This is a genomic window from Peteryoungia wuzhouensis (assembly GCF_003205195.1).
GTDB classification, from domain to species: Bacteria; Pseudomonadota; Alphaproteobacteria; order Rhizobiales; family Rhizobiaceae; genus Allorhizobium; species Allorhizobium wuzhouense.
Genome location: NZ_QJRY01000003.1, coordinates 125902 through 147192, shown reverse-complemented (window position 1 = coordinate 147192; position 21291 = coordinate 125902). Strand labels below are relative to the sequence as shown.

14 protein-coding genes and 1 pseudogene are annotated in these 21291 nt (G+C 63.0%); 9 read left to right on the top strand and 6 right to left on the bottom strand.

Features of this window, described 5'->3' with window-relative positions; all coding sequences use genetic code 11:
* Positions 1-41 precede the first annotated feature (41 nt).
* The 6 genes and pseudogenes from DMY87_RS09870 to DMY87_RS09840 all read left to right on the top strand — a co-directional run bounded on the left by DMY87_RS09870 (position 42) and on the right by DMY87_RS09840 (position 8090).
* A complete protein-coding gene (locus DMY87_RS09870; protein WP_110791142.1) occupies positions 42-521 on the top strand; it encodes a formate dehydrogenase subunit gamma in 480 nt (159 codons plus the stop codon).
* Positions 518-2074 (top strand): formate dehydrogenase beta subunit, encoded by a 1557-nt coding sequence (locus DMY87_RS09865; protein ID WP_110791141.1) that lies wholly within the window; start codon positions 518-520, stop codon positions 2072-2074. Before DMY87_RS09870 ends, DMY87_RS09865 begins: the two co-directional genes overlap by 4 nt.
* 222 nt (positions 2075-2296) lie before the next feature.
* The gene (gene fdhF / locus DMY87_RS09855; RefSeq protein ID WP_110791139.1) at positions 2297-5179 is read left to right on the top strand and encodes a formate dehydrogenase subunit alpha; all 2883 of its coding nucleotides are present in this window, start codon (positions 2297-2299) and stop codon (positions 5177-5179) included.
* Between the two features lie 40 nt (positions 5180-5219).
* Entirely contained in the window at positions 5220-6053 is an 834-nt protein-coding gene (fdhD, locus tag DMY87_RS09850) for a formate dehydrogenase accessory sulfurtransferase FdhD (RefSeq protein WP_110791444.1), read from the top strand.
* Complete coding sequence (locus DMY87_RS09845; protein WP_110791138.1) at positions 6031-6375, top strand: formate dehydrogenase subunit delta; 345 nt, start codon at positions 6031-6033, stop codon at positions 6373-6375. The genes fdhD and DMY87_RS09845 overlap by 23 nt, the downstream gene beginning before the upstream one ends.
* Before the next feature lie 63 nt (positions 6376-6438).
* Positions 6439-8090, top strand: a pseudogene (locus tag DMY87_RS09840) (OFA family MFS transporter).
* A gap of 70 nt (positions 8091-8160) precedes the next feature.
* Here DMY87_RS09840 and DMY87_RS09835 read toward each other — a convergent pair.
* The 3 genes from DMY87_RS09835 to rocF form a co-directional block, all read right to left on the bottom strand.
* The gene (locus DMY87_RS09835; protein WP_110791137.1) at positions 8161-9006 is read right to left on the bottom strand and encodes an asparaginase; all 846 of its coding nucleotides are present in this window, start codon (positions 9004-9006) and stop codon (positions 8161-8163) included.
* Between the two features lie 137 nt (positions 9007-9143).
* Positions 9144-9620, bottom strand: coding sequence for a chemotaxis protein CheW (locus DMY87_RS09830; RefSeq protein ID WP_062282390.1), 477 nt, complete (start codon positions 9618-9620; stop codon positions 9144-9146).
* A gap of 189 nt (positions 9621-9809) precedes the next feature.
* The gene (gene rocF, locus DMY87_RS09825) at positions 9810-10745 is read right to left on the bottom strand and encodes an arginase (protein WP_110791136.1); all 936 of its coding nucleotides are present in this window, start codon (positions 10743-10745) and stop codon (positions 9810-9812) included.
* Between the two features lie 122 nt (positions 10746-10867).
* On the opposite strand from rocF, the gene DMY87_RS09820 reads away from it, so the two are divergent.
* On the top strand, positions 10868-11293 hold the full coding sequence (locus DMY87_RS09820) for an Lrp/AsnC family transcriptional regulator (protein WP_110791135.1): 426 nt from the start codon (positions 10868-10870) through the stop codon (positions 11291-11293).
* Positions 11294-11402: 109 nt separating this feature from the next.
* Here the strand turns inward: DMY87_RS09820 and DMY87_RS09815 are convergent, their stop codons facing one another.
* From DMY87_RS09815 to DMY87_RS09805, 3 genes are all read right to left on the bottom strand, one after another.
* Positions 11403-15566, bottom strand: coding sequence for a translocation/assembly module TamB domain-containing protein (locus tag DMY87_RS09815; protein ID WP_110791134.1), 4164 nt, complete (start codon positions 15564-15566; stop codon positions 11403-11405).
* A gap of 27 nt (positions 15567-15593) precedes the next feature.
* Positions 15594-17525, bottom strand: coding sequence for an autotransporter assembly complex protein TamA (locus DMY87_RS09810; protein ID WP_110791133.1), 1932 nt, complete (start codon positions 17523-17525; stop codon positions 15594-15596).
* A 154-nt stretch (positions 17526-17679) separates the two neighbouring features.
* Positions 17680-17943 carry a glycine zipper domain-containing protein gene (locus tag DMY87_RS09805; protein WP_110791443.1) on the bottom strand — a complete coding sequence of 88 codons (264 nt, stop codon included), beginning with the start codon at positions 17941-17943 and terminating at the stop codon, positions 17680-17682.
* Between the two features lie 319 nt (positions 17944-18262).
* Here DMY87_RS09805 and DMY87_RS09800 point away from each other — a divergent pair, with 319 nt between their 5' ends.
* Together DMY87_RS09800 and DMY87_RS09795 are read left to right on the top strand one after the other, a co-directional pair.
* Positions 18263-18751 (top strand): (2Fe-2S)-binding protein, encoded by a 489-nt coding sequence (locus DMY87_RS09800; protein ID WP_054149870.1) that lies wholly within the window; start codon positions 18263-18265, stop codon positions 18749-18751.
* 169 nt (positions 18752-18920) lie between these two features.
* Complete coding sequence (locus tag DMY87_RS09795; RefSeq protein WP_110791132.1) at positions 18921-21287, top strand: xanthine dehydrogenase family protein molybdopterin-binding subunit; 2367 nt, start codon at positions 18921-18923, stop codon at positions 21285-21287.
* Positions 21288-21291: the final 4 nt, after the last annotated feature.

Genomic DNA, 21291 nt, shown 5'->3' with positions numbered 1-21291 from the left:
AACGACCCCGCGTGGAGCTCTGGCGGGTGAGGAGGACAGACATGAACATTCGTGTGGCCGCGGACGACCAGTCCGCCCGCATTGCGGCAATCGTCGCCGAGTTGCGGCATCTGGAAGGTCCGATGCTGCCGATCCTGCATCGTGTGCAGCAAGAGTTCGGCTTCGTGCCTGAAGCCGCCAAGCAGGTCATTGCGAACGCGCTCAACCTTTCGCGCGCCGAGGTCCATGGCGTCATCACCTTCTATCACGATTTCCGCGCCGATCCGGCCGGGCGGCATGTGCTGAAGCTCTGTCGCGCCGAGGCTTGCCAGTCGATGGGCTGCGAGTCTCTTGCCGACAAGATCAAGGCCAAGCTCGGCATCGACTGGCACGAGACGACCCCTGACGGTGCCGTCACCCTCGAACCGGTCTTCTGTCTCGGCCTCTGCGCCCAGGCGCCGGCCGCCATGCTGGACGGCGAGCTGCATGCCCGTCTCGACGAGCACTGTCTTAGCGACATTCTGGCGGAGGTGCGCACATGAGCGTCACCGTCTTCGTTCCCCGCGATGCGGCAGCCTTGGCCGTTGGCGCCGACAAGGTGGCGGCTGCCATCGCACGCGAAGCCAAGGCGCGCGGCCAGCATGTCACCATCGTTCGCAACGGTTCGCGCGGCATGCTGTGGCTGGAAGTGCTGGTCGAAGTCCGCACCGATCACGGCCGTGTGGCCTATGGTCCGGTCAAGGCTTCCGACGTGCCGTCGCTCTTCGATGCCGGCTTCCTTGATGGCGGCGATCATCCGCTCGGCCACGGGCTCACCAAGGAGATCCCGTTCCTCAAAGGTCAGACACGGCTGACCTTTGCCCGCTGCGGGGTGACCGATCCGTTGTCGCTCGATGACTACCGTCACTATCAAGGCTTGAAGGGTCTTGCGAACGCCATCGCCATGGCACCGGCCGACATCGTCAAACAGGTCACCGACAGTGGCTTGCGCGGTCGTGGTGGTGCGGGCTTCCCGACGGGCATCAAGTGGAAGACGGTCGCGGACGCGAAGGCCGATCAGAAATACATCGTCTGTAATGCCGATGAGGGCGATAGCGGCACTTTTGCCGACCGGATGATCATGGAGGGGGATCCCTTCGTGCTGATCGAAGGCATGGCGATTGCCGGCATCGCTGTTGGTGCCACCAAGGGCTATGTCTACACCCGCTCCGAATATCCGCATGCGATTGCCATGATGGAAGAGGCGATCCAAATCGCGCGGCGCGAGGGTATTCTCGGTGCCTCGGTCATGGGCTCGGCTTACGCCTTCGACATGGAAGTGCGCATGGGCGCCGGGGCCTATGTCTGCGGCGAGGAGACCTCGCTGCTGAACAGCCTGGAAGGCAAGCGCGGGATCGTGCGCGCCAAGCCGCCGCTTCCGGCGCTCCAGGGCCTGTTCGGTAAACCGACGGTCGTCAACAACGTCATGTCGCTTGCCTCGATCCCTGTCATCATGGATCGAGGTGCTGCGTTCTACCGCGATTTCGGCGTCGGTCGGTCGCATGGCACGATCCCGATCCAGCTTGCCGGCAATCTCAAGCATGGCGGCCTCTACGAGACCGCCTTCGGTCTGCCGCTCGGCCAGCTGATCAACGAGATCGGCGGCGGAACGATTTCGGGTCGTCCGGTCAAGGCGGTGCAGGTCGGCGGTCCGCTCGGCGCCTATTTCCCGCCTTCGCTGTTCGACACGATCTTCGACTATGAGGCGTTTACCGCCGCCGGTGGCCTGATCGGCCATGCCGGCATCGTGGTCTTCGACGACAGCGTCGACATGCTGCAGCAGGCACGTTTCGCCATGGAGTTCTGCGCGGTCGAAAGCTGCGGCAAGTGCACGCCCTGCCGCATCGGCTCGACCCGTGGCGTCGAGACCGTCGACAAGATCGCGCGTGGTATCGAGCCGGAGAAGAACAAGGTGCTGCTGGAGGATCTCTGCAACACCATGAAGTTCGGTTCGCTTTGTGCGCTCGGTGGTTTCACGCCCTATCCGGTCATGAGTGCCATGACACATTTTCCGGAGGATTTTGCGCCGGTGCCGGTTCGGGAGGCCGCGGAATGACAATACAGGTCGCGCACAAGCCCCTCACCCTAACCCTCTCCCCGCAGGCGGGGAGAGGGGACGCGATTGCCGCCGCCGCCCGCTCGGGTATCTCTGTCGTTGCCGGACGCTGCGACGTCGCGGCGCTCCCCTTCTCCCCGCTTGCGGGGAGAAGGTCCCGGCAGGGGGATGAGGGGCAGACAGCCTCACTTACGAATTCATCGTTCAAACAGGAGGCCCTCCATGCCCCTCGTTCCTGAAATCGACTACGGCACACCGGCCTCGCGTTCCGAAAACATGGTGACGCTTACCATCGACGGCCGCGAAATCTCGGTGCCTGAGGGCACCTCGATCATGCGCGCCTCAATGGAGGCCGGCATTCAGGTGCCAAAACTCTGCGCCACCGACATGGTGGATGCCTTCGGTTCCTGTCGTCTCTGTCTGATCGAGGTGGAGGGCCGCAACGGCACGCCTGCCTCCTGCACCACGCCGGTCGCACCGGGCATCGTTGTCCACACCCAGACGGAGCGGCTGAAGGCGATCCGCAAGGGCGTGATGGAGCTCTATATCTCCGACCATCCGCTCGACTGTCTGACCTGTGCTGCCAATGGCGACTGCGAGCTGCAGGACATGGCCGGTGCTGTCGGGTTGCGCGACGTGCGCTACGGCTACGAGGGCGAGAACCACGTGAAGGCACGCTCCACCGAGGGTGGGATCAATGCCCAGTGGATGCCGAAGGACGAGAGCAATCCGTACTTCACCTATGACCCCTCCAAATGCATCGTCTGTTCGCGCTGCGTGCGGGCCTGCGAAGAAGTGCAGGGTACGTTTGCGCTGACCATCGAAGGCCGTGGCTTCGACAGCCGCGTGTCGCCGGGCGCGCACGAAGCCTTCCTCGCGTCGGAATGCGTCTCCTGCGGCGCCTGCGTCCAGGCCTGCCCGACGGCGACACTGACGGAGAAGTCCGTTATTGCCATCGGCCAGCCGGAGCATTCGGCCGTCACGACCTGCGCCTATTGCGGCGTCGGCTGTTCCTTCAAGGCCGAGATGCGCGGTGAAGAACTGGTGCGCATGGTGCCGTGGAAGGATGGTCAGGCCAATCGCGGCCATTCCTGCGTCAAGGGCCGCTTCGCCTATGGCTACGCCAGCCACAAGGACCGCATCCTCAACCCGATGATCCGCGAGAAGATCACCGATCCCTGGCGCGAAGTGACCTGGGAAGAGGCCTATGCCCATGTCGCCTCCGAGTTCAAGCGCATCCAGTACCAGTATGGCCGCGAAGCGATCGGCGGGATCACCTCGTCGCGTTGCACCAATGAAGAGACCTATCTCGTCCAGAAGCTGATCCGCGCCGGCTTCGGCAACAACAATGTCGATACCTGCGCCCGCGTCTGTCACTCGCCGACCGGCTATGGTCTCGGCCAGGCCTTCGGCACGTCCGCCGGCACGCAGAACTTCGATTCTGTCGAGCATTCCGACGTCGTCCTGGTCATCGGCGCCAACCCGACCGATGGCCATCCGGTCTTCGGTTCGCGTCTGAAGAAGCGGCTGCGCCAAGGCGCCAAGCTGATCGTCATCGATCCCCGCCGCATCGATCTCGTCAAGACGCCCCATGTGGAGGCGGCCTATCACCTGCCGCTGAAGCCCGGCACCAATGTCGCCGTGCTGACCGCGCTCGCCCACGTCATCGTCACCGAAGGCCTGTTTGCCGAGGCTTTCATTCGCGAGCGCTGCGACTGGTCGGAGTTCGAAGACTGGGCCGCCTTCGTCGCCGAGCCCGAACATTCGCCGGAGGAAACGGAAAAGTTCACTGGCGTACCGGCAGCCGAGCTTCGTGGGGCCGCGCGCCTGTTCGCCACCGGCGGCAATGGCGCGATCTATTACGGCCTCGGCGTCACCGAACACAGCCAGGGCTCGACCACCGTCATGGCGATCGCCAATCTCGCCATGGTCACCGGCAATATCGGCCGGCCCGGCGTCGGCGTGAACCCGCTGCGTGGGCAGAACAATGTCCAGGGCTCCTGCGACATGGGCTCCTTCCCGCATGAGCTGCCCGGCTATCGCCACGTGTCCGACGACGCCACCCGCGAGACCTTCGAAAAGCTCTGGGGTGTCGAGCTCAGCAACGAGCCGGGTCTGCGCATTCCCAACATGCTGGATGCCGCTGTCGATGGTTCGTTCAGGGGTATCTATATCCAGGGCGAGGACATCCTGCAGTCCGACCCCGACACGAAACATGTCTCGGCAGGACTCGCTGCGATGGAATGCGTGGTCGTGCACGACCTCTTCCTCAACGAGACGGCGAACTACGCGCATGTCTTCCTGCCAGGCTCGACCTTCCTCGAAAAGGATGGCACCTTCACCAATGCCGAGCGCCGCATCAACCGCGTGCGCAAGGTGATGAGCCCGAAGAACGGCTATGCGGACTGGGAAGTGACCCAGAAGCTCGCCCAGGCCATGGGCCTTGCCTGGAACTATAGCCATCCATCCGAGATCATGGACGAGATCGCGGCAACGACGCCGAGCTTCGCCGGCGTCTCCTACGACTATCTGGAAAAGATGGGTTCCGTGCAGTGGCCCTGCAACGAGAAATTCCCTGTGGGGTCGCCGATCATGCATGTCGACGGCTTCGTGCGTGGCAAGGGCAAGTTCATCCGAACCGAATATGTCGCGACCGACGAACGCACTGGTCCGCGCTTCCCGCTGCTGCTCACCACCGGCCGCATTCTCTCCCAGTACAATGTCGGGGCGCAGACACGGCGCACAGAGAATGTCGTCTGGCATGAGGAGGATCTGCTCGAGATCCATCCGCATGATGCCGAACAACGTGGCGTGAAGGACGGGGACTGGATCAAGCTTGCCAGTCGTGCGGGTGATACGACGCTGCGTGCGCTGATCACTGATCGCGTGGCCCCGGGCGTGGTCTATACGACCTTCCACCATCCGAACACGCAGGCCAATGTCATCACCACCGACTTCTCCGACTGGGCGACCAATTGCCCGGAATACAAGGTGACCGCCGTGCAGGTGTCGCCGTCGAACGGCCCGACTGAATGGCAGGAAGGCTATGAGGAGCTTTCGCGCCAGTCGCGGCGCATCGTCGGCAAGCTGGAAGCGGCGGAATGACGGGGATGCTCACGGCATCTTTCGGTCGAAGGGCTTCGACATGATGCCCTCGTCCCGCCCATTCGCGAGCCTTCAGGTGCGTGGAGGTGAGCCACGTACGGGCAGCCGGATGGTTCCGGAAGAGGTGCCTGTCGCCTTCTCCTATGGCGGATCGACCCATGCCGTGATGATGGCGACCCCAGACAATCTCGAGGATTTCGCCCTTGGCTTTTCGCTCGCCGAGGGCATCATCAACAGGGCAGACCAGGTCATCTCGATCGAGCCCATCGAAGCCGATACCGGCATCGACCTGCAGATCACGCTGGAGGACCAGACGGCCGAGGCACTGACCTCGCGGCGACGGCGCATGGCGGGGCCTGTTGGCTGCGGGCTTTGCGGCATCGAGTCGATCGAGCAGGCGACGCGGCCTGTGCCTGCCATCGCTGACCATGGTTTTTGTATTGGAAGTGGCGAGATCGTCGAGGCGATGGGCCTGCTCGGGAACCAGCAGGTTCTCAATCGCGAAACGCGCGCCGTGCATGGGGCCGGCTTCTACATCCCCGGCCAGGGTCTCGTCGCCCTGCGCGAGGATGTCGGCCGGCACAATGCGCTCGACAAACTGGTCGGCGCCGTGCTTCGCGGCGGCTGGACGCCATCCACTGGCGTCGTGGTCGTCACCAGCCGCCTCTCGGTCGAAATAGTGCAGAAGGCCGCCATTCTCGGCTCACCCGTTCTGGCCGCCATCTCCGTCCCCACCGCCCTCGCCATCCGCACCGCCGAACAGGCGGGCCTGACATTGATCGGGATCGCCAGGGGCGACGAGTTTGAAGTCTTTACCCGCGCCGATCGCCTGATCGAAGGAGCCGAACGCCATGTCGCACAGTCATACCGATGAAAAGCTTGTCCGCATGGCAAACCAGATCGCGACCTTCTTCCTGTCGCAGCCCGAAGATGTGCGCATTGAGGGGGTGGCGACCCATATCAACAAGTTCTGGGAGGTGCGCATGCGCCGCCGCTTCTTCGAACTGCTCGACATGCCGGATGCGGGCTTCCTGCCGCTGGTGATCGCGGCCTCCAAAGAAATCAAACGCCCTGGGTCGGCAGATTCCGGTGCCGTCGGCGTCGGGGCAGATGCCGCCACCGGCGCGCCGGGAGGCAAAGGTGTGGCAGCCGGAGAATCGCTGTCGGAACCCAGCATTCCGGAGACAACGGCATAAGTTTTACAGGTTTTGGGGCTTGGGGGAGGTCCAAATAGGCTTTTTGAGGAGGAGGAGTACTAAATGGCTGTTTCTGGTGTTAGCGCTGACAGCGTAAGAGATGTCGGCATTCTGGACAAAGAACGAATCATTGCAAAACCGGGTTTCAATCGCTGGCTGGTTCCGCCGGCGGCCCTTGCCATCCATCTGTGCATCGGCATGGCCTATGGTTTCAGCGTCTTCTGGCTGCCGCTGAGCAAGGCGATTCCAACCCCGATCCCAGCTGCTCGGAATTGACGTTGTTGAGCGCCTTGTTCACCACCGCCTGCAACTGGCGGGTCGCGGATCTCGGCTGGATCTACACACTCTTCTTCGTCTTTCTCGGCTGCTCGGCCGCGATCTGGGGCGGCTGGCTCGAGCGGGTCGGCCCTCGCAAGGCGGCCTTCGTATCGGCCTGCTGCTGGTGTGGTGGCATATTGATCGCGGCGGTTGGCGTCATGACCCACCAGCTGTGGCTGATGTGGGTCGGTGCCGGCGTCATCGGTGGCATAGGCCTCGGCCTTGGCTACATTTCCCCGGTGTCCACCCTGATCAAATGGTTCCCGGATCGGCGCGGCATGGCAACCGGAATGGCGATCATGGGCTTCGGCGGCGGTGCCATGATTGGCGCCCCACTCGCCAATATGCTCATGACGCTGTTCAAGACCGACACGTCAGTCGGTGTCTGGCAGACCTTCGTGGTCATGGCCCTCATCTATTTTGTCTTCATGATGGGTGGTGCTTTCGGTTATCGGATCCCGCCTGCCGGCTGGCGCCCCGAAGGCTGGACAGCGCCGGTGTCGAAAAGCACGATGATCACCACCCGCCATGTGCATCTGCGCGATGCCCACAAGACGCCGCAGTTCTGGCTGATCTGGGCGGTCCTTTGCCTGAACGTTTCCGCCGGTATCGGCGTCATCGGCGTTGCCTCGCCGATGCTGCAGGAAATCTTCGCCGGTTCGCTGATCGGCCTGCCGGATCTGACCTTCTCGCAGCTCGACACCGCCCAGAAGGCGCAGATTGCGGCCATCGCGGCCGGCTTCACCGGCCTCCTGTCGCTGTTCAACATCGGAGGCCGCTTCTTCTGGGCGTCGATGTCCGACAAGATCGGGCGGAAGAACACCTATTTCTGCTTCTTCATCCTCGGCATCATTCTCTATGCTGCGGCACCCACTCTGGCCGGCCTCGGCTCCAAGGCGATGTTCGTGCTTGCCTTCGGCATCATCCTGTCGATGTATGGCGGCGGCTTTGCGACGATCCCGGCCTATCTTGCCGATATCTTCGGGACGCAGTTCGTCGGTGCGATCCACGGCCGCCTGCTCACGGCCTGGGCGACAGCCGGCATCGTCGGCCCCGTTGTGGTCAACTATATCCGCGAAGCACAGATCTCGGCAGGGGTCGCCCCCGGACCTGAACTCTATACCGGCACCATGTATATCCTAGCCGGCATGCTGGCGGTCGGCCTGATTGCCAATGCCTTCGTGAAGCCATTGTCGGACAAATGGTTCATGTCGGATGCCGAAGTGGCTGCTCTGCAGGCGAAGACGGCAGCTGCCAATGCCGGGCCGTCCGGTTCCTTCGGGATCGGCAGGGGTGGCCTCGACGCCAAGGCTGCGATTGCCTGGGCGGTTGTGGGCCTGCCGCTTCTGTGGGGCGTCTGGATCACGCTGCGCAACAGCCTGTCGATCTTCGGCTGAGTTTCAGCTACCAATCCGAAAGAAGAGGCGGTCCGGATGCGGGCCGCCTCTTGCCGTTTCCGGGGGCTGCTCAGTTCAGCCAGAGATGAATGAGGGCGGCTTCCGGCGTTTGCGCGCCACCGTTTTCTATGCCCGTGCTCCACAATCCGGCGCCGGCGGCATAAGCACCGGGCGCCAGGCCGCCGGCTTCGCACTGGCTGACGGCGCGCAGCCGCTTTCCAGCCCTGACCGCATCGGCCAGAACCTTCAACAGCGAGGGATCGGCCATGGCCGTGCCGGACCCAAAGACCCGCAACACGGCTCCGTCCAGCTGCGAAAGCGATGCTTCGATCATCGCTGAGGGCATGCCGGGGGAGAGCGTCAGGATTGCCAACCTGCGTTCGGCAAATCGCCGGTGCAGCGGCGCTGACGGACTTGATTGCTGTTGCGCGCGGAACGCGTCGACTTCGTGGCTATGATGTTTGACCAGGCCGCCGGCTTCAAGCAGCTTACCGGCAAAGGCGAGAAACACGCCCGATTCGGTGCGGGTTGCCGCCTCGACCGCCAGCGACAGGTTTTCTTCGGCATCTCCACCGGTCCCGAGCGGATGCATGGAGCCGCAGAGAATGACGCGGCGTTCCTCGCCTGCCAACGCCTGCGCGAGCGCCGCGCCGGTGAAAGCCATGGTATCCGTCCCGTGGGTGACGATGACAGAGGCGCCGGGATGGCTGCGGATCACATCCAGCATCTCGTTCCAATGGCCGGGTCCAACATCGGCGCTGTCGAGCAGCGGGTCGAAGACATGGCTCACCAGCGTCGTATCCGGACCAAGTGCCGCTTCCAGTGCCGTCTCGACCAGTCCCTGCTCGGGAGCAAGGCCTGCCGGCGTCTCCGCCATGCCGATGGTTCCGCCGGTATGGATCAATACGAACTGCATGGATGAGGCCTCCGGTGTGTTTGCCGGTTGGTAGGACAAGTGCCTGACGAGATCAACACGCACTGGAGGTGATCAGGCCCAGAACGCAAAAAGGCAGCGCCGGTGACGCTGCCTTTGAAATGGAGTGGTTCGGCCGATCAGGCGGCCAGGTCTTCCAGGTCGCTGCCCTTGAACATCTTGGCGAGGTTCAGGAAGCAGATCATGCCGTTCTCGTTGGCGATGATGCCTTCTGAGAAGGTCTTGTCGAAGGAGGCCGAGACTTCCGGAACCGGCTGGACCTGGCTCGACGGAATGGTGAGGATGTCCGAGACGCGGTCGACAAGCATGCCGATGACCATGTTGTGCACTTCGGCAACGACGATCGCCGAGCGTTCGTTGGCAACCGTGCTCTTCATGCCGAGCTTGTAGGCGAGGTCGATGATCGGAATGACCGAGCCGCGCAGGTTCATGACACCGATGACGTCGGCCGGGGCGTGCGGGATCGGGGTCGAGGGCGCCCAGCCGCGGATTTCGCGGATGGTCGTGGTCTTGACGCAGAATTCCTGATCATGAAGCCGGAAAGCAATGATCTCGAGTGTTTCGCCGCCGAAGCTGGTGGAACTGATAGTGGCCATGTGAACTTTCCAACCTTCCTGTACTGTGACACGTGTCATGACATCTCGTGTGTCTGGCACTCGCCATCCGTCCGCGCGTCGCGATGCCTGGGAGGCGCCGTGAACATGCTTTGGACAGACAATACGCGAAGAACGTTGCGTAATTCTAAACTGCCGGCTCACCATGAAAGGCGGCACGCCGGGTGCCTTTCAGGCAGCTCTTGTCGGGCGATCCAGGATGCGTTTGCCGAAAAGGCTCGCGGCCAGATCCACCATGACACGCGCGCTGCGTCCACGGTCGTCAAGAAAGGGGTTCAATTCAACCAGATCGAGTGACGAAACCAGGCCGCTGTCATGCAGCAGTTCCATGATCAGATGCGCTTCCCGGAATGTCGCACCGCCCGGCACGGTCGTGCCGACGCCGGGGGCAACGTCCGGATCGAGAAAATCGACATCCAGGCTGACATGCAGCAGGGCATCGGCAGCGCGAACGTCCGAAAGGATGCGCTTGATGATGCTTCCCATACCGTCCTCATCGATGGCGCGCATGTCGAAGACATTGACCTCGTTGTCCGAGATCAGCCTGCGCTCCTCTTCATCGACGGAGCGGATCCCCACCTGATAGACATTGCGGGGATCGACGAAGGGACGATCCTTGGGAAGGATCGGCGCAAATTCCGCCTTGCCGCAGAAGAAGGCGACCGGCATGCCATGAATATTGCCCGAAGGGGAGGTGTCCGGCGCATTGAAATCCGAGTGGGCATCGAGCCAGAGCACGAAGAGCGGCCGGTCGAGTTCCTGCGCGTGGCGCGCCATGCCGGAGACACTGCCCATGGACAGGCTGTGATCGCCACCCAGCAGCACCGGCACCGAACCTTCGGATGCCGCCTTATAGGTCTCGGCTTCGATCGCGCGGGTGAAGGCGCCGACGACGTCGAGCTTGCGGGCGCGTTCCATTTCCGGCAGGTCCCGGGCGGCTGCGGGGCGAAGATCGCCACGGTCCTCGACGGTGTAACCGAGGTCGCACAAGGCCTGTGCAATGCCGGCGATCCGGAGTGCTGCCGGTCCCATGGCGCAGCCGCCTCGACCCGAACCTTCCTCAAGGGGGATGCCGATCAGGCTGACGGTCTTGCTCTTGTTGCTCATGGTCGTCCTCGCTTCTCACTGGCCGCGATCATCGGGCATTCCGCTGTTGTCAAAAAGATGGAACATCGTCACAAAGCGCTATAGTTTGCGCAAATCGCAACCATCATGTGACGATCTGTAAAATGGATGATCTTGATCGCAATATTCTTGCCGCCCTCAGACAGAATGCGCGGCTGCCAGTCGCTTCGCTCGCAGCGATGACCGGTGCGTCGCGCGCGACGGTTTCGGCGCGGATCGACAGACTGGTGGCCAATGGCACGATCGCGGCCTTTACCATTCTGACCGGTCAGGAAATCCAGTCGAGTGGTGTGCGGGCCATCGTGATGATCGAGGTGGTGGGCAAGTTCGCCGATCGCGTCGCCCACCAGCTGCGCGGCCTGCCGCAGGTCAAGAGCCTGCACAGCACCAATGGTCGCTGGGACTTCATCGCCGAGCTGGAAGAGCGCGACCTCGCCGGTTTTGACGAGACGCTGCGTCGCATCCGCCTGATCGAGGGCATCAACCTGACGGAATCCAGCATCCTTCTGAAGACGAGCAAGGTCGGCTGAACTCCGCAGAGAGCATGTCCAGCAAAGGTGCGAAGCGGTTTTGCGTCCGCAATTGCGTAAAGACAAAGAGACAGAGCATGGAAGGCGAGACCGTTTTCGCCGGAAATGCTCAGTATTCCTTCTCGTAGAAGATACCACCGCCGGCGCCTTCGCCGCCGGCCTCCCCCTTCAGCTTCACGCCCCGACCGATGTCGAGATTGATGACGGCCTTCGCGCCGCCATTGCCGCTTTGCCGCAGCTCGAGATAGGTGCGGTCGTTGAGGTATTTGCCTGCGCTGATGCTGGTCTGGCCCGTTTCGTCGGTGGAAACGTCGAGGTCGTCGATGCCGAGCGAGGTGCGCAGCGACTGGAAGAGCGAGGTGCCTCGTCCACCGGCCAGCTGGGCCGCCGCATCGGCCAGCTGGGCGATCTGCAGCGGCGAAAGCCGGGCCATCGACTGACCGAAGATCAGTTGCGCCAGGATTTCGTCCTGGGGCAGGGCGGGTGACGAGCCGAAGGTGACGGACGGATTGCTGGCCAGCCCCGTCAGCTTGATCGTGATGGTCGCACCGCCCGAAGTGGTCGTCGCCTCAAGGTCGATCAACGGCACGAGATCGCCCCCGAAGGTGATGGTCGCCTGGGTGATCGTCAGACGCTTGGTCAGGATCTGCATGCGGCCACGGCGCAGTTCAAAGGCGCCGGAGACGCTGGGGGCAGCGGCTGTGCCGGTCAGCTTGATCGTGCCGCCCAGTTCCGCATCGATGCCGCGCCCTCGCACAAAGGTCTGTGTCGGCGACGCGATCGTCAGGTCGAGCACGATCGGAGAGCTCGACTGCCTGCCTTCGGCGGGATCTTGTTCACTCTGCTGACGCAGAACGTCGGCTGGAGCATTGCGGTGCTGGATGTCCAGTTCCCGAAGGCTCGCAGGTTTGCTTTCCGACAGTGTGATGGAGGTGCGCGAGAGGTTGACCGTGCCTGCCAGCGTCGGTCCGGCCAGCAGCGGACCCTTGAGGGTCAGCCTCGCATCGGCCGTGCTGGTCACGGTGTTGCCGTCGACATAGACCGCCTTGTCGAGATTGATGGCAAGGTCTGCGGGAAGGCCCGCCGAACGGATGTCGATCGAACCGCTCGCGGTGACGCGGCCGCCTGTCGCGAAATTGCCCGTCAGGCTGCCGATTTCGGCGCGGCTGCCCGTGAGGTTGATGGTGGTTGCGATCTGCTCCACCGCAAGGTTCCGGCGCACATCGACGACACGGGCGCCGCTCGTGACGATCGTTCCGGTGATGCTGGGTTCCGCTGAACTTCCGCCGACCGTGAGGTTGACTCGCGCAGTCCCGTTCGCCACGAGCCCTTGCGCGGCCAGCCGGTCATTGATGGCATTCAGGGGTACGTCGCCTTCAATGCGCAGCTCAAGGCCGACACCGTTGGTCAGCGAGACGGTACCGGTGCCGCCCAGTCCGATGCCGGCGCCATTGACCCGGCTATCGAGTGTCAGGCGCTGATTTTCGAAACGTCCGTTGGCGGTGAGGCTGAGTGGCGCGAGGCCCGCCGCCCGGCTCTGGGCAATGGTGGCCCCCTGCCAGTCGAGGCGGTAGTCGACAACTGGGGCCGCCGTCGTGCCGCTGATGTCGACGCGGCCGGAAATCGACCCTTCCGGGGTGATCTGAGGTGCAAAGGCATTGGCGAGCGAAGCTGGAAGGCCCGCAATGTCGGCCTGCAGGTTCAAGCGTTCGCCGATATCGCCCGAGACCGTCACCCGACCCGATCCGGCCGCGATGGTGGTGGGCGGGAGCGTGACGGTGCCGTTGTCAATGCGGATCGTCGTCGGCTTGCTCAGAGACAGGGCTATGCCGCGCGGCGCTGCCTGCAGCGCGTCCAGCACGACGGCCATGCCGTTGGGTGTCTGAGAGAGATTGCCACGCAGGTTCACCGGGGCCTTGTCATATTGGGCCGAAAGGTTGAATTGCGTGGTGTCTTCTGCCCGATCGATCTTCAGATCGATCCCTTCTATCCGGTTCGCCCCGGCGGTTACCGCATCCGCCGTCACCTTGCCTTCTACGGCAAGGGCTGCGATGTCCGTTGCATTGAGGTTGATGGCAGGGCGATCAATCAGGACACCCTCGCGGGTGATCTTGGCTCCGCTCGCCTTGATCACGGCCGAGGTTTTGCCGGCATTCGATGCAAGGGCGACGTTCCCCTTCAAATCACCTCCGACGTTCTGCCCGGCCAGCGCCGCAAGAAGGCTGATGTCGGGAAAATCGAAGTCGATCTCGCCGCTCGGCTTGAAATCGGCACCCAGTGACAGGGTTCCCTTCGCCGTGTTCGGGCCGATTTCCAGCGCCAGTCCCTCAACCTGCGTCAAGCCCTCCGCGCTGACAACCTTGCCGGTCGCCTGCACAGGTTTCCCGTCGATCTGGCCGCTGATGCTGATGTCGCCTTGCGGTGCCGTGGGGCTTGCCAGGCCTTGTGCCGTCAGCGTGAGGCCGGAGACCTTGTAGCCGGCTGCGATGCCCTGCTCGACCGCCAGATTGACGGTCGCCTCGATAGCGTCGAGCGGGCCGGAAGCGGAGAGATCGAAGCTCGCGGCACCCTGGATGCGGTCGACGAAGCTGCCGAGATCGTTCAGCTGCCCTGTCAGATCGGTTGCCAGTGCACCCTGAGGGTCAAGCGAGAGGCTGCCCTGCACCTGGCCGAGATTGGTCTGCAGGTCGATGTTTCGCAGGCTGACCGCCTGCGGGGCTGCATAGTCCAGACGTGTCGAGAAAGTTACGGGGCGATTGAGCTTGGACGCGATTGCGGGGGGCATAAGGCCCGGCTCCGCTGTCAGTTGCATCTCTCCGGAGAAACCCTGGTTTTCCAGGCTGTAGAGGCCGCTGACCGTGCCGTCCAGCCCGTCGCTGTCGAACGCCATTTTTTCGATCGAGATTGTATCGGCCGCGATCGTCAATGGCGCCGTCACGCGAAGAGGTGCACGCACATAGGGTTTGATCCGGGGATCGCTGACGTCTGCCGACTGGACAGTCAGGTCAACAAGTATTGGACCCTGGCGTGCCGCGAGGTCGAAGGCATTGCTGGTCGCCTTCAGGTTCACATCCGAAATGCTGCCCTGCGGAAGTGTGAGGCTCGCCAGATCGAGGTCTGCGGAGAGCGCTGCAACATCTGCCGGACCGCGCAGGCTGACAGTGGCTTTGCGCAGCCGCATTTCCCCCGGAATGTCACGGGCCGGGGCGGTCAGCAATACCGGCTCGCCGGTGGCGTGGGCTTCCAGTCTCAGGTCGTTGTTGCCGTCTGGATCATAGCGCCCGGCACCTATGACGATTGCCGAATCTGTTGTGAGCGTCCCGGTGTTCACCGTCACCGTGCCATTGGTGCCGAAAGCGATATCGGCGTCGATGGCCGTCTGACCGGCGAAGATGGCGCGCAGTTCCGGCGGCATTAGGCTGGCGAAGTTGCCACCACCCCTGGCGCTGATCGTCCGCGTGCCGTCCTCGGCCAGTTGGTGCCTGGCGTCGACCGACACGGTCTGTTCGCCGGACAGTTCCGCCGTGATCTTGCCCGCCCAGTCGTTGAGAGGGCCGGCGCCGTCGATGTTGATGGCGAGTGGCGGTTCCCCCGGCAATTGCAGCACCTGACCCAGCAGCCCGGCCGCAGGCTCCTGGTAATCGAGGCGGATGCGCAGCTGGTTTTCATTGGGCGCGTAAAGCAGGGCTGCGACAACACTGTTGCCGGGATCATCGCGCCGGGTCGCAGTGAGGCGGCTGGCTATGGTGTCGCCGTCAATCTGAACCGCACCTTGCGCGCTCAGTGACAGATCGCGCTTAGCCAGCGCGGCACCAAGCTGAACCGACGGCAGGTCCACCTTCCTGACGTCGATGTCGATGGGAAGCTGGAACGGCTCGTCGCTGGCGGGTTGTTCCTCCGCCGCCGGCTCCGGCGCGCGTGTCACGTCGACGTTTGCAGCAGAAATCAGCTCGGCGGAAAACCGCTTGCGGAACAGGTCGGATGGCGTCCAGTCGAGCGAGAGCCCACCGATCGTCGCATAGGTGCCCCGGCTGTCGGCCAGAGTTACCTGCTCGATCGTGAGAGGGTTGCTGAATAGTGGCGACGCACCCGTGACCTCGATCTGTGTATTCTCGGTGGACGCGAGTTCAGCGATCCTTGCGAACAGAAAACTGCTGCCGGAGCGCGAGAAACCGGCGACCAGAACCGCCACGATGACGATGGTCAGCGCGGCTGCCGTCAGGGCGCCGAGCAGTTTGATCGTCCAGGTGAGGATGCGCTTCAGCCAGGTCATAACGTGTTTATCGTTCCTCTGCGTCGGTCAGAAGCTCTGGCCGATGCCCGCATAGATGCCATAACGACTGCCGCCGTCATAACGTTTCAGTGGCATGGCGACATCAAGGCGAAGCGGACCGAAAGGGGTCATGTAGCGCAGGCCGACGCCGGCACCCATGCGCAGGTCCGAAAAGTCGGGAACGGTATCGTCGGCGACCGTCCCGACATCGAGGAAGGGCACGATGCCGATCGTGTCGGTGATGCCGATGCGCGCTTCGACGGAGGCGGTGGTGTACGAACGCCCGCCCGTTCCATCTCCGACAGCATTGTAGGGTGTGATTTCCTGGAAGGAATAGCCGCGCACGGAACCCCCGCCACCGGCGAAGAAGCGGCGTGTCGCGGGAATGTCGGAGAGGTCGCCGCCACCGAACAGGGCACCCGCTGAAAGCTTGCCGGCAAGCACCACCCGGTCTTCCGCGCCCAGCCCAAGATAGGCGGAGATCGATCCTTCCACCGAGGCAAACGCCGTCTGGCCGAAGAAGTCGTAGCTCGGCGTGACGGTCACCGTGCCGTAGTGCCCCTCGGTCGGGTTGAGCCGGTTGTCACGTGTATCGCGGACATAGCCAACCGGCACGCCGAAGGTCAGATAGGTGTTGTCGTCACCGAAGGCGTCGTCGATGCTGTCATAAGCCAGGGACACACCGGCGCTCACCGTGTCGGCATCCGTCAGTTCATAGGCGAGCGCCACCTTCCCGGTCACGGTCGCCGCATCGTAAAAATCGGTCTTCAGCGTGCTGCCCTTGATGCTCGCCTCCAGCGTGGCCGACGGAAAGAAGGCGCCTGGCTTGATGAAGGTGATGCCGGCCGTATAGTCGAGCGAGCTCAGGTCGGTCACGTCGCGGCTTTCGCCGAGACCGCGAACGGCGCCCTCGATGCGCAGCGATTCGGCATTGCCGAAGAGATTGCGATGGCCCCAGTAGCCTTCAAGGCCGGCGCCATCCAGAGAGGAATAGCTGGCGCCGAAGCCGAAGTAGCGATGCTTGCCTTCGGACACGACGATGCCGACCGGCAGGCTTCCGTCGTCGGCCAGCGTTTCGTCTTCCTTGAGGGTCACGGACGAAAACACGCCGAGCGCGCGCAGCCGCTCGGCCGCCTTGCGCAGCTGTTCGGGATCGTATTTCTGGCCGGGGCGCAGGCGGGAATAGCGCTCGATGAAGTCGGCGTTCACCGCGCGCGCACCCTTGACACTGACGGTCCCAAGCGGGGCGACCGGCCCTGCATCGACCGCAATGGTGACGTCGACCGTCTTGGTGTCGTGGTCCGCGACCACATCACGGCGACTGATACGGGCCAAAGGACGGCTCTCGGCCTTCAGAGTGTCCGCCATCTTCTGGGCGGCTTTCAGGATCACCAGCGATCCGGCGGGTTCGCCTGGCGCGAGATCGAAATCCGCAGGGTCGAGGCGGCTTGCATCGCCTTCCAGGGAAACCTTGCCCAGGGTGAATTCCGCACCAGGCTCGATGGACACCGTGACCGGGACAGGGCGCGACCGATCGAAGGTCGGATTGGGCGGCAGCTGGTCGATGTCTCGCCCGTCGATCGTCATTTTGACGATGCCGCCATAGAGCGCCCTTTCGTAGAGCGTCGCAATCAGCCGGTCACGGTCGTCACGGGCCTTGATGACCAGGCCAAGATCGCCGGAGACGGGTTTCTCTTCATCTGCGAGCAGAAGCGAGGTGCGCTCCAGCGATTTGCGCAGGTCGCGCTGATCGGTGCCGGCATCGAATGTCAGGGTGTAATCGACGGGGTCGATGATGTCGCGGTCGGCCTGTTTTTCGCCAAACAGATGGATGCCGAACAGCTCGAAGGCGCCGGCCGGGGCGGCGCTCAGCAGAAGCGGGCTTGCAACGGTCAGAACCAACCCGAGCCGGAACGCATGACTAAACTTCGGCAATATCGATCCACTCGGTCTTCGCATTTCGCTACATCGCGATCTGTCAGGCACTCCCCTGCCGCAGAACAACTTAGGCGGAAAGACCCCAAAAGGGATACCCTCTTTTTCAGCAAAGGGCGAAAAAGGCGGGAAGTGTTGCCTCCCCGCCCTTCGATCTCATGGGTGGTCTGCGTCCGCGTCAGTAGTTGCGCGGGCAGGCGTCGATGTAGCGGTTGCCGTAGCGGTCACGGTAGTAGCACTGGCCGGGCTGTTCCGACACATTGCCGATCACGGCACCCGCAACGCCACCGATGGCGGCTCCGACGGCTGCGCCGCGGACGTTGCCGGTGGCGATGCCACCAATAATCGCGCCGGAGGCCGCGCCGATACCTGCGCCGCGTTCGGTCTGGCTGCAGCCTGCGACCGAAAGGCCGACCAGCATCAGCACAAGAGCTTTCTTCATCTTCATCTCTCCAAGTTCCACGCGCCCGGTCGAACCGGTCTTGTTTTTACAGCTTGCCACCCGCCCAAGGGCTCCCCGAACGGCGGTCGGCTGCCGTCAGCATAGTCCTGGACATTGGAAAGTCCATGGTCGTGGCTCACAGCGCGACGAGGTGGCTCTCCTGCATGAGCCATCGAAGATGAACCCAGGATTTACAGGATGTCTGATGCTGCGATGCGGCACATAAAATTTTCGATTGCGGCGCTTTGGACGGTTGCACATGTCACACAAAACTCACACGATACTCCTCGTGTCCGGGAGAGACACGAGGAGGAACAACATGGCTAAAGTGACACTGACGGTGAATGGCCGGACAGTGAGCGGAGAGTGCGAGGATCGCACCCTGCTCGTGCATTTCATTCGCGAGAAGCTTGGTCTGACGGGAACGCATGTGGGTTGCGACACGACCCAGTGCGGCACCTGCGTCGTTCACATGGACGGCAAGTCGATCAAGAGCTGTTCGATCCTGGCCGTGCAGGCTTCGGGATCCTCGATCACCACCATCGAGGGCCTCTCTTCCGGCGGCGAGCTGCATCCGGTGCAGGCGGCCTTCAAGGAGCATCACGGCCTGCAATGCGGCTTTTGCACGCCCGGCATGGTGATGACGGCGCTCGACATGATCTGTCGTCACAACGGTGCGCTCGACGAGGCCACCGTCCGCCACGAGCTCGAAGGCAATATCTGTCGCTGCACGGGCTACCACAACATCGTCAAGGCCGTGCTTTCGGCCAACGAAGCGATGACCGCCGGCCGCCAGGCCGCCGAGTGAGTGGGAAGGAAATGGGATTTAGCCAATAGCCAGTAGCAGCAGCGACCCTGAAGCATCCTGAGCTGTTTTCTACTGCCTACTGCCTACTGCCTACTGCCTACTGCCTATCCCCTACTGCCTATCCCCTACTGCCTAAAACCTTATTCCTGTTTCTCTGGAGGAGAAGACAATGGGTGTTGAAGGAATCGGCGCGCGTGTGGCGCGCAAGGAAGACAAGCGCTTTTTGACCGGCAAGGGCCGGTATACTGACGACATGGTCGTCCCGGGCATGAAATATGCCTATTTCGTCCGCTCGCCCTATGCCCATGCCAAGATCAAGTCGATCGACGTTTCTGCCGCCAAGGCCATGCCCGGCGTCATCGACGTGCTCGACGGCAAGCAGCTGCTGGCTGACGGTATCGGCAATCTGATCTGCGGCTGGATGATCCATTCGAAGGACGGCACGCCGATGAAGATGGGCGCCTGGCGTCCGCTGGCGCATGAGACCGTGCGTTATGTTGGCGATGCCGTCGCCATCGTCGTTGCCGACAACATCGGTGAGGCGCGCGATGCCTCGGAGGCCGTTGCGGTCGAGTATGAAGAGCTGCCGGTCGTCACCGGTGCGGTCGACGCGCTGAAGCCTGGTGCGCCGCAGCTTCATCCCGAAGCTCCCGGCAACCTGATCTTCGACTGGGAGATCGGCGACAGCGCTGCCGCCGATGCCGCGATCGCCAGTGCCGCCCATGTCACCGAGATCGACATCTTCAACAACCGTCTCTCGCCGAACCCGATGGAGCCGCGCGCCACGCTCGGCATCTACGACACAGCGGAAGACCACTTCACCTGCTACACGACCTCGCAGAACCCGCATGTCGCGCGCCTCGTGATGAGCGCCTTCTACAACGTGGCGCCGGAGCACAAGCTGCGCGTTATCGCACCCGATGTCGGTGGTGGCTTCGGCTCGAAGATCTACATCTATCCGGAAGAGGTTGTCTGTCTCTGGGCGTCGAAGAAGACCGGCGTGCCGGTCAAGTGGACGTCTGACCGCACGGAAGCCTTCCTCACCGATGCCCATGGCCGTGACCATGTGTCGAAGGTGAAAATGGCCTTCGACAAGGACCACAGGATCATCGGTTTGAAGGTCGACACGATCGCCAATCTCGGCGCCTATATGTCGCTCTTCTCGTCCTCGGTCCCGACCTATCTCTATGCAACGCTGCTGTCGGGCCAGTATGCGATCCCTGCGATCCACGCCAATGTCCGCACCGTCTACACCAATACCGTCCCGGTTGACGCCTATCGCGGCGCCGGCCGTCCGGAGGCGACATACCTTCTGGAACGCACCGTCGAAACCGCCGCTCGTGAACTTGGCATCTCGCCGGCGGAACTGCGCCGGAAGAATTTCGTGCGGACCTTCCCGTACCAGACGCCCGTGATCATGTGCTACGACGCGGGCGATTACGACGCCTCGCTCGAAGCCGCCATGTCTGCTGCCGACTGGAACGGTTTTGCCGCTCGCAAGGCGGAAGCTGCTCGTCGCGGCAAGCTGCGCGGCATCGGCATGAGCTGCTATATCGAGGCCTGCGGCATCGCGCCGTCGGCGGCGGTCGGCTCGCTCGGGGCCGGCGTCGGCTTGTGGGAATCGGCTGAAGTCCGCGTCAATGCGGTGGGCACGGTTGAAGTGCTCACCGGTTCGCACAGCCATGGCCAGGGCCATGAAACCACCTTCGCCCAGCTCGTTGCGGAACGCTTCGGCCTGCCGATCGACAATGTCTCGATTGTGCATGGCGATACCGACAAGGTGCAGATGGGCATGGGCACCTATGGCTCGCGCTCCGGTGCCGTCGGCATGTCGGCGATCGTCAAGGCGCTCGACAAGGTCGAGGCCAAGGCGAAAAAGATCGCGGCGCATCTGATGGAAGCCGACGAGAGCGATATCGTCATCGAAAACGGCGAGTTGAAGGTCGCCGGCACCGACAAGACGCTGCCCTGGTTCCAGGTGGCGCTTGCCGCCTACACCGCCCACAACCTGCCGTCCGGCATGGAGCCGGGCCTGAAGGAAGGCGCGTTCTACGACCCCTCAAACTTCACCTTCCCGGCTGGCTGCTACATTGCGGAAGTCGAGGTCGATCCGGAAACGGGCAAGACTGAGATCGTGCAGTTCGTCGCCGCCGACGACTTCGGCAATATCATCAATCCGATGATCGTCGAGGGCCAGGTGCATGGCGGCATCGCACAGGGCATCGGCCAGGCGCTGCTCGAAGGCGTGCATTACGATCCGCAGACCGGGCAGCTTCTGACTGCGAGCTACATGGATTACGCCATGCCGCGCGCCGATGACCTGCCATCCTTCAACGTCTCGCACCAGAACACGCCTTGCCCGGGCAATCCGCTGGGGATCAAGGGTTGCGGCGAGGCCGGTGCCATCGGTTCGCCGCCGGCGCTGATCAATGCGATCACCGATGCCATCGGCAATAACGACCTCAACATGCCGGCGACGCCGCTTGCCGTCTGGAGCGCGCTCCAGGCCAATGCGACCCGTCAGGCCGCCGAATAAGGAA

Bases quoted from the DNA above. Each gene is read 5' to 3' on its own strand.
- DMY87_RS09795 (WP_110791132.1), top strand. From the start codon at position 18,921: ATGGGTGTTGAAGGAATCGGCGCGCGTGTGGCGCGCAAGGAAGACAAG.
- rocF (WP_110791136.1), bottom strand. From the start codon at position 10,745: ATGAGCAACAAGAGCAAGACCGTCAGCCTGATCGGCATCCCCCTTGAG.
- DMY87_RS09845 (WP_110791138.1), top strand. From the start codon at position 6,031: ATGTCGCACAGTCATACCGATGAAAAGCTTGTCCGCATGGCAAACCAG.
- DMY87_RS09805 (WP_110791443.1), bottom strand. From the start codon at position 17,943: ATGAAGAAAGCTCTTGTGCTGATGCTGGTCGGCCTTTCGGTCGCAGGC.
- DMY87_RS09870 (WP_110791142.1), top strand. From the start codon at position 42: ATGAACATTCGTGTGGCCGCGGACGACCAGTCCGCCCGCATTGCGGCA.
- DMY87_RS09810 (WP_110791133.1), bottom strand. From the start codon at position 17,525: ATGCGAAGACCGAGTGGATCGATATTGCCGAAGTTTAGTCATGCGTTC.
- fdhF (WP_110791139.1), top strand. From the start codon at position 2,297: ATGCCCCTCGTTCCTGAAATCGACTACGGCACACCGGCCTCGCGTTCC.
- fdhD (WP_110791444.1), top strand. From the start codon at position 5,220: ATGATGCCCTCGTCCCGCCCATTCGCGAGCCTTCAGGTGCGTGGAGGT.
- DMY87_RS09800 (WP_054149870.1), top strand. From the start codon at position 18,263: ATGGCTAAAGTGACACTGACGGTGAATGGCCGGACAGTGAGCGGAGAG.
- DMY87_RS09835 (WP_110791137.1), bottom strand. From the start codon at position 9,006: ATGCAGTTCGTATTGATCCATACCGGCGGAACCATCGGCATGGCGGAG.
- DMY87_RS09865 (WP_110791141.1), top strand. From the start codon at position 518: ATGAGCGTCACCGTCTTCGTTCCCCGCGATGCGGCAGCCTTGGCCGTT.
- DMY87_RS09820 (WP_110791135.1), top strand. From the start codon at position 10,868: ATGGATGATCTTGATCGCAATATTCTTGCCGCCCTCAGACAGAATGCG.
- DMY87_RS09830 (WP_062282390.1), bottom strand. From the start codon at position 9,620: ATGGCCACTATCAGTTCCACCAGCTTCGGCGGCGAAACACTCGAGATC.
- DMY87_RS09815 (WP_110791134.1), bottom strand. From the start codon at position 15,566: ATGACCTGGCTGAAGCGCATCCTCACCTGGACGATCAAACTGCTCGGC.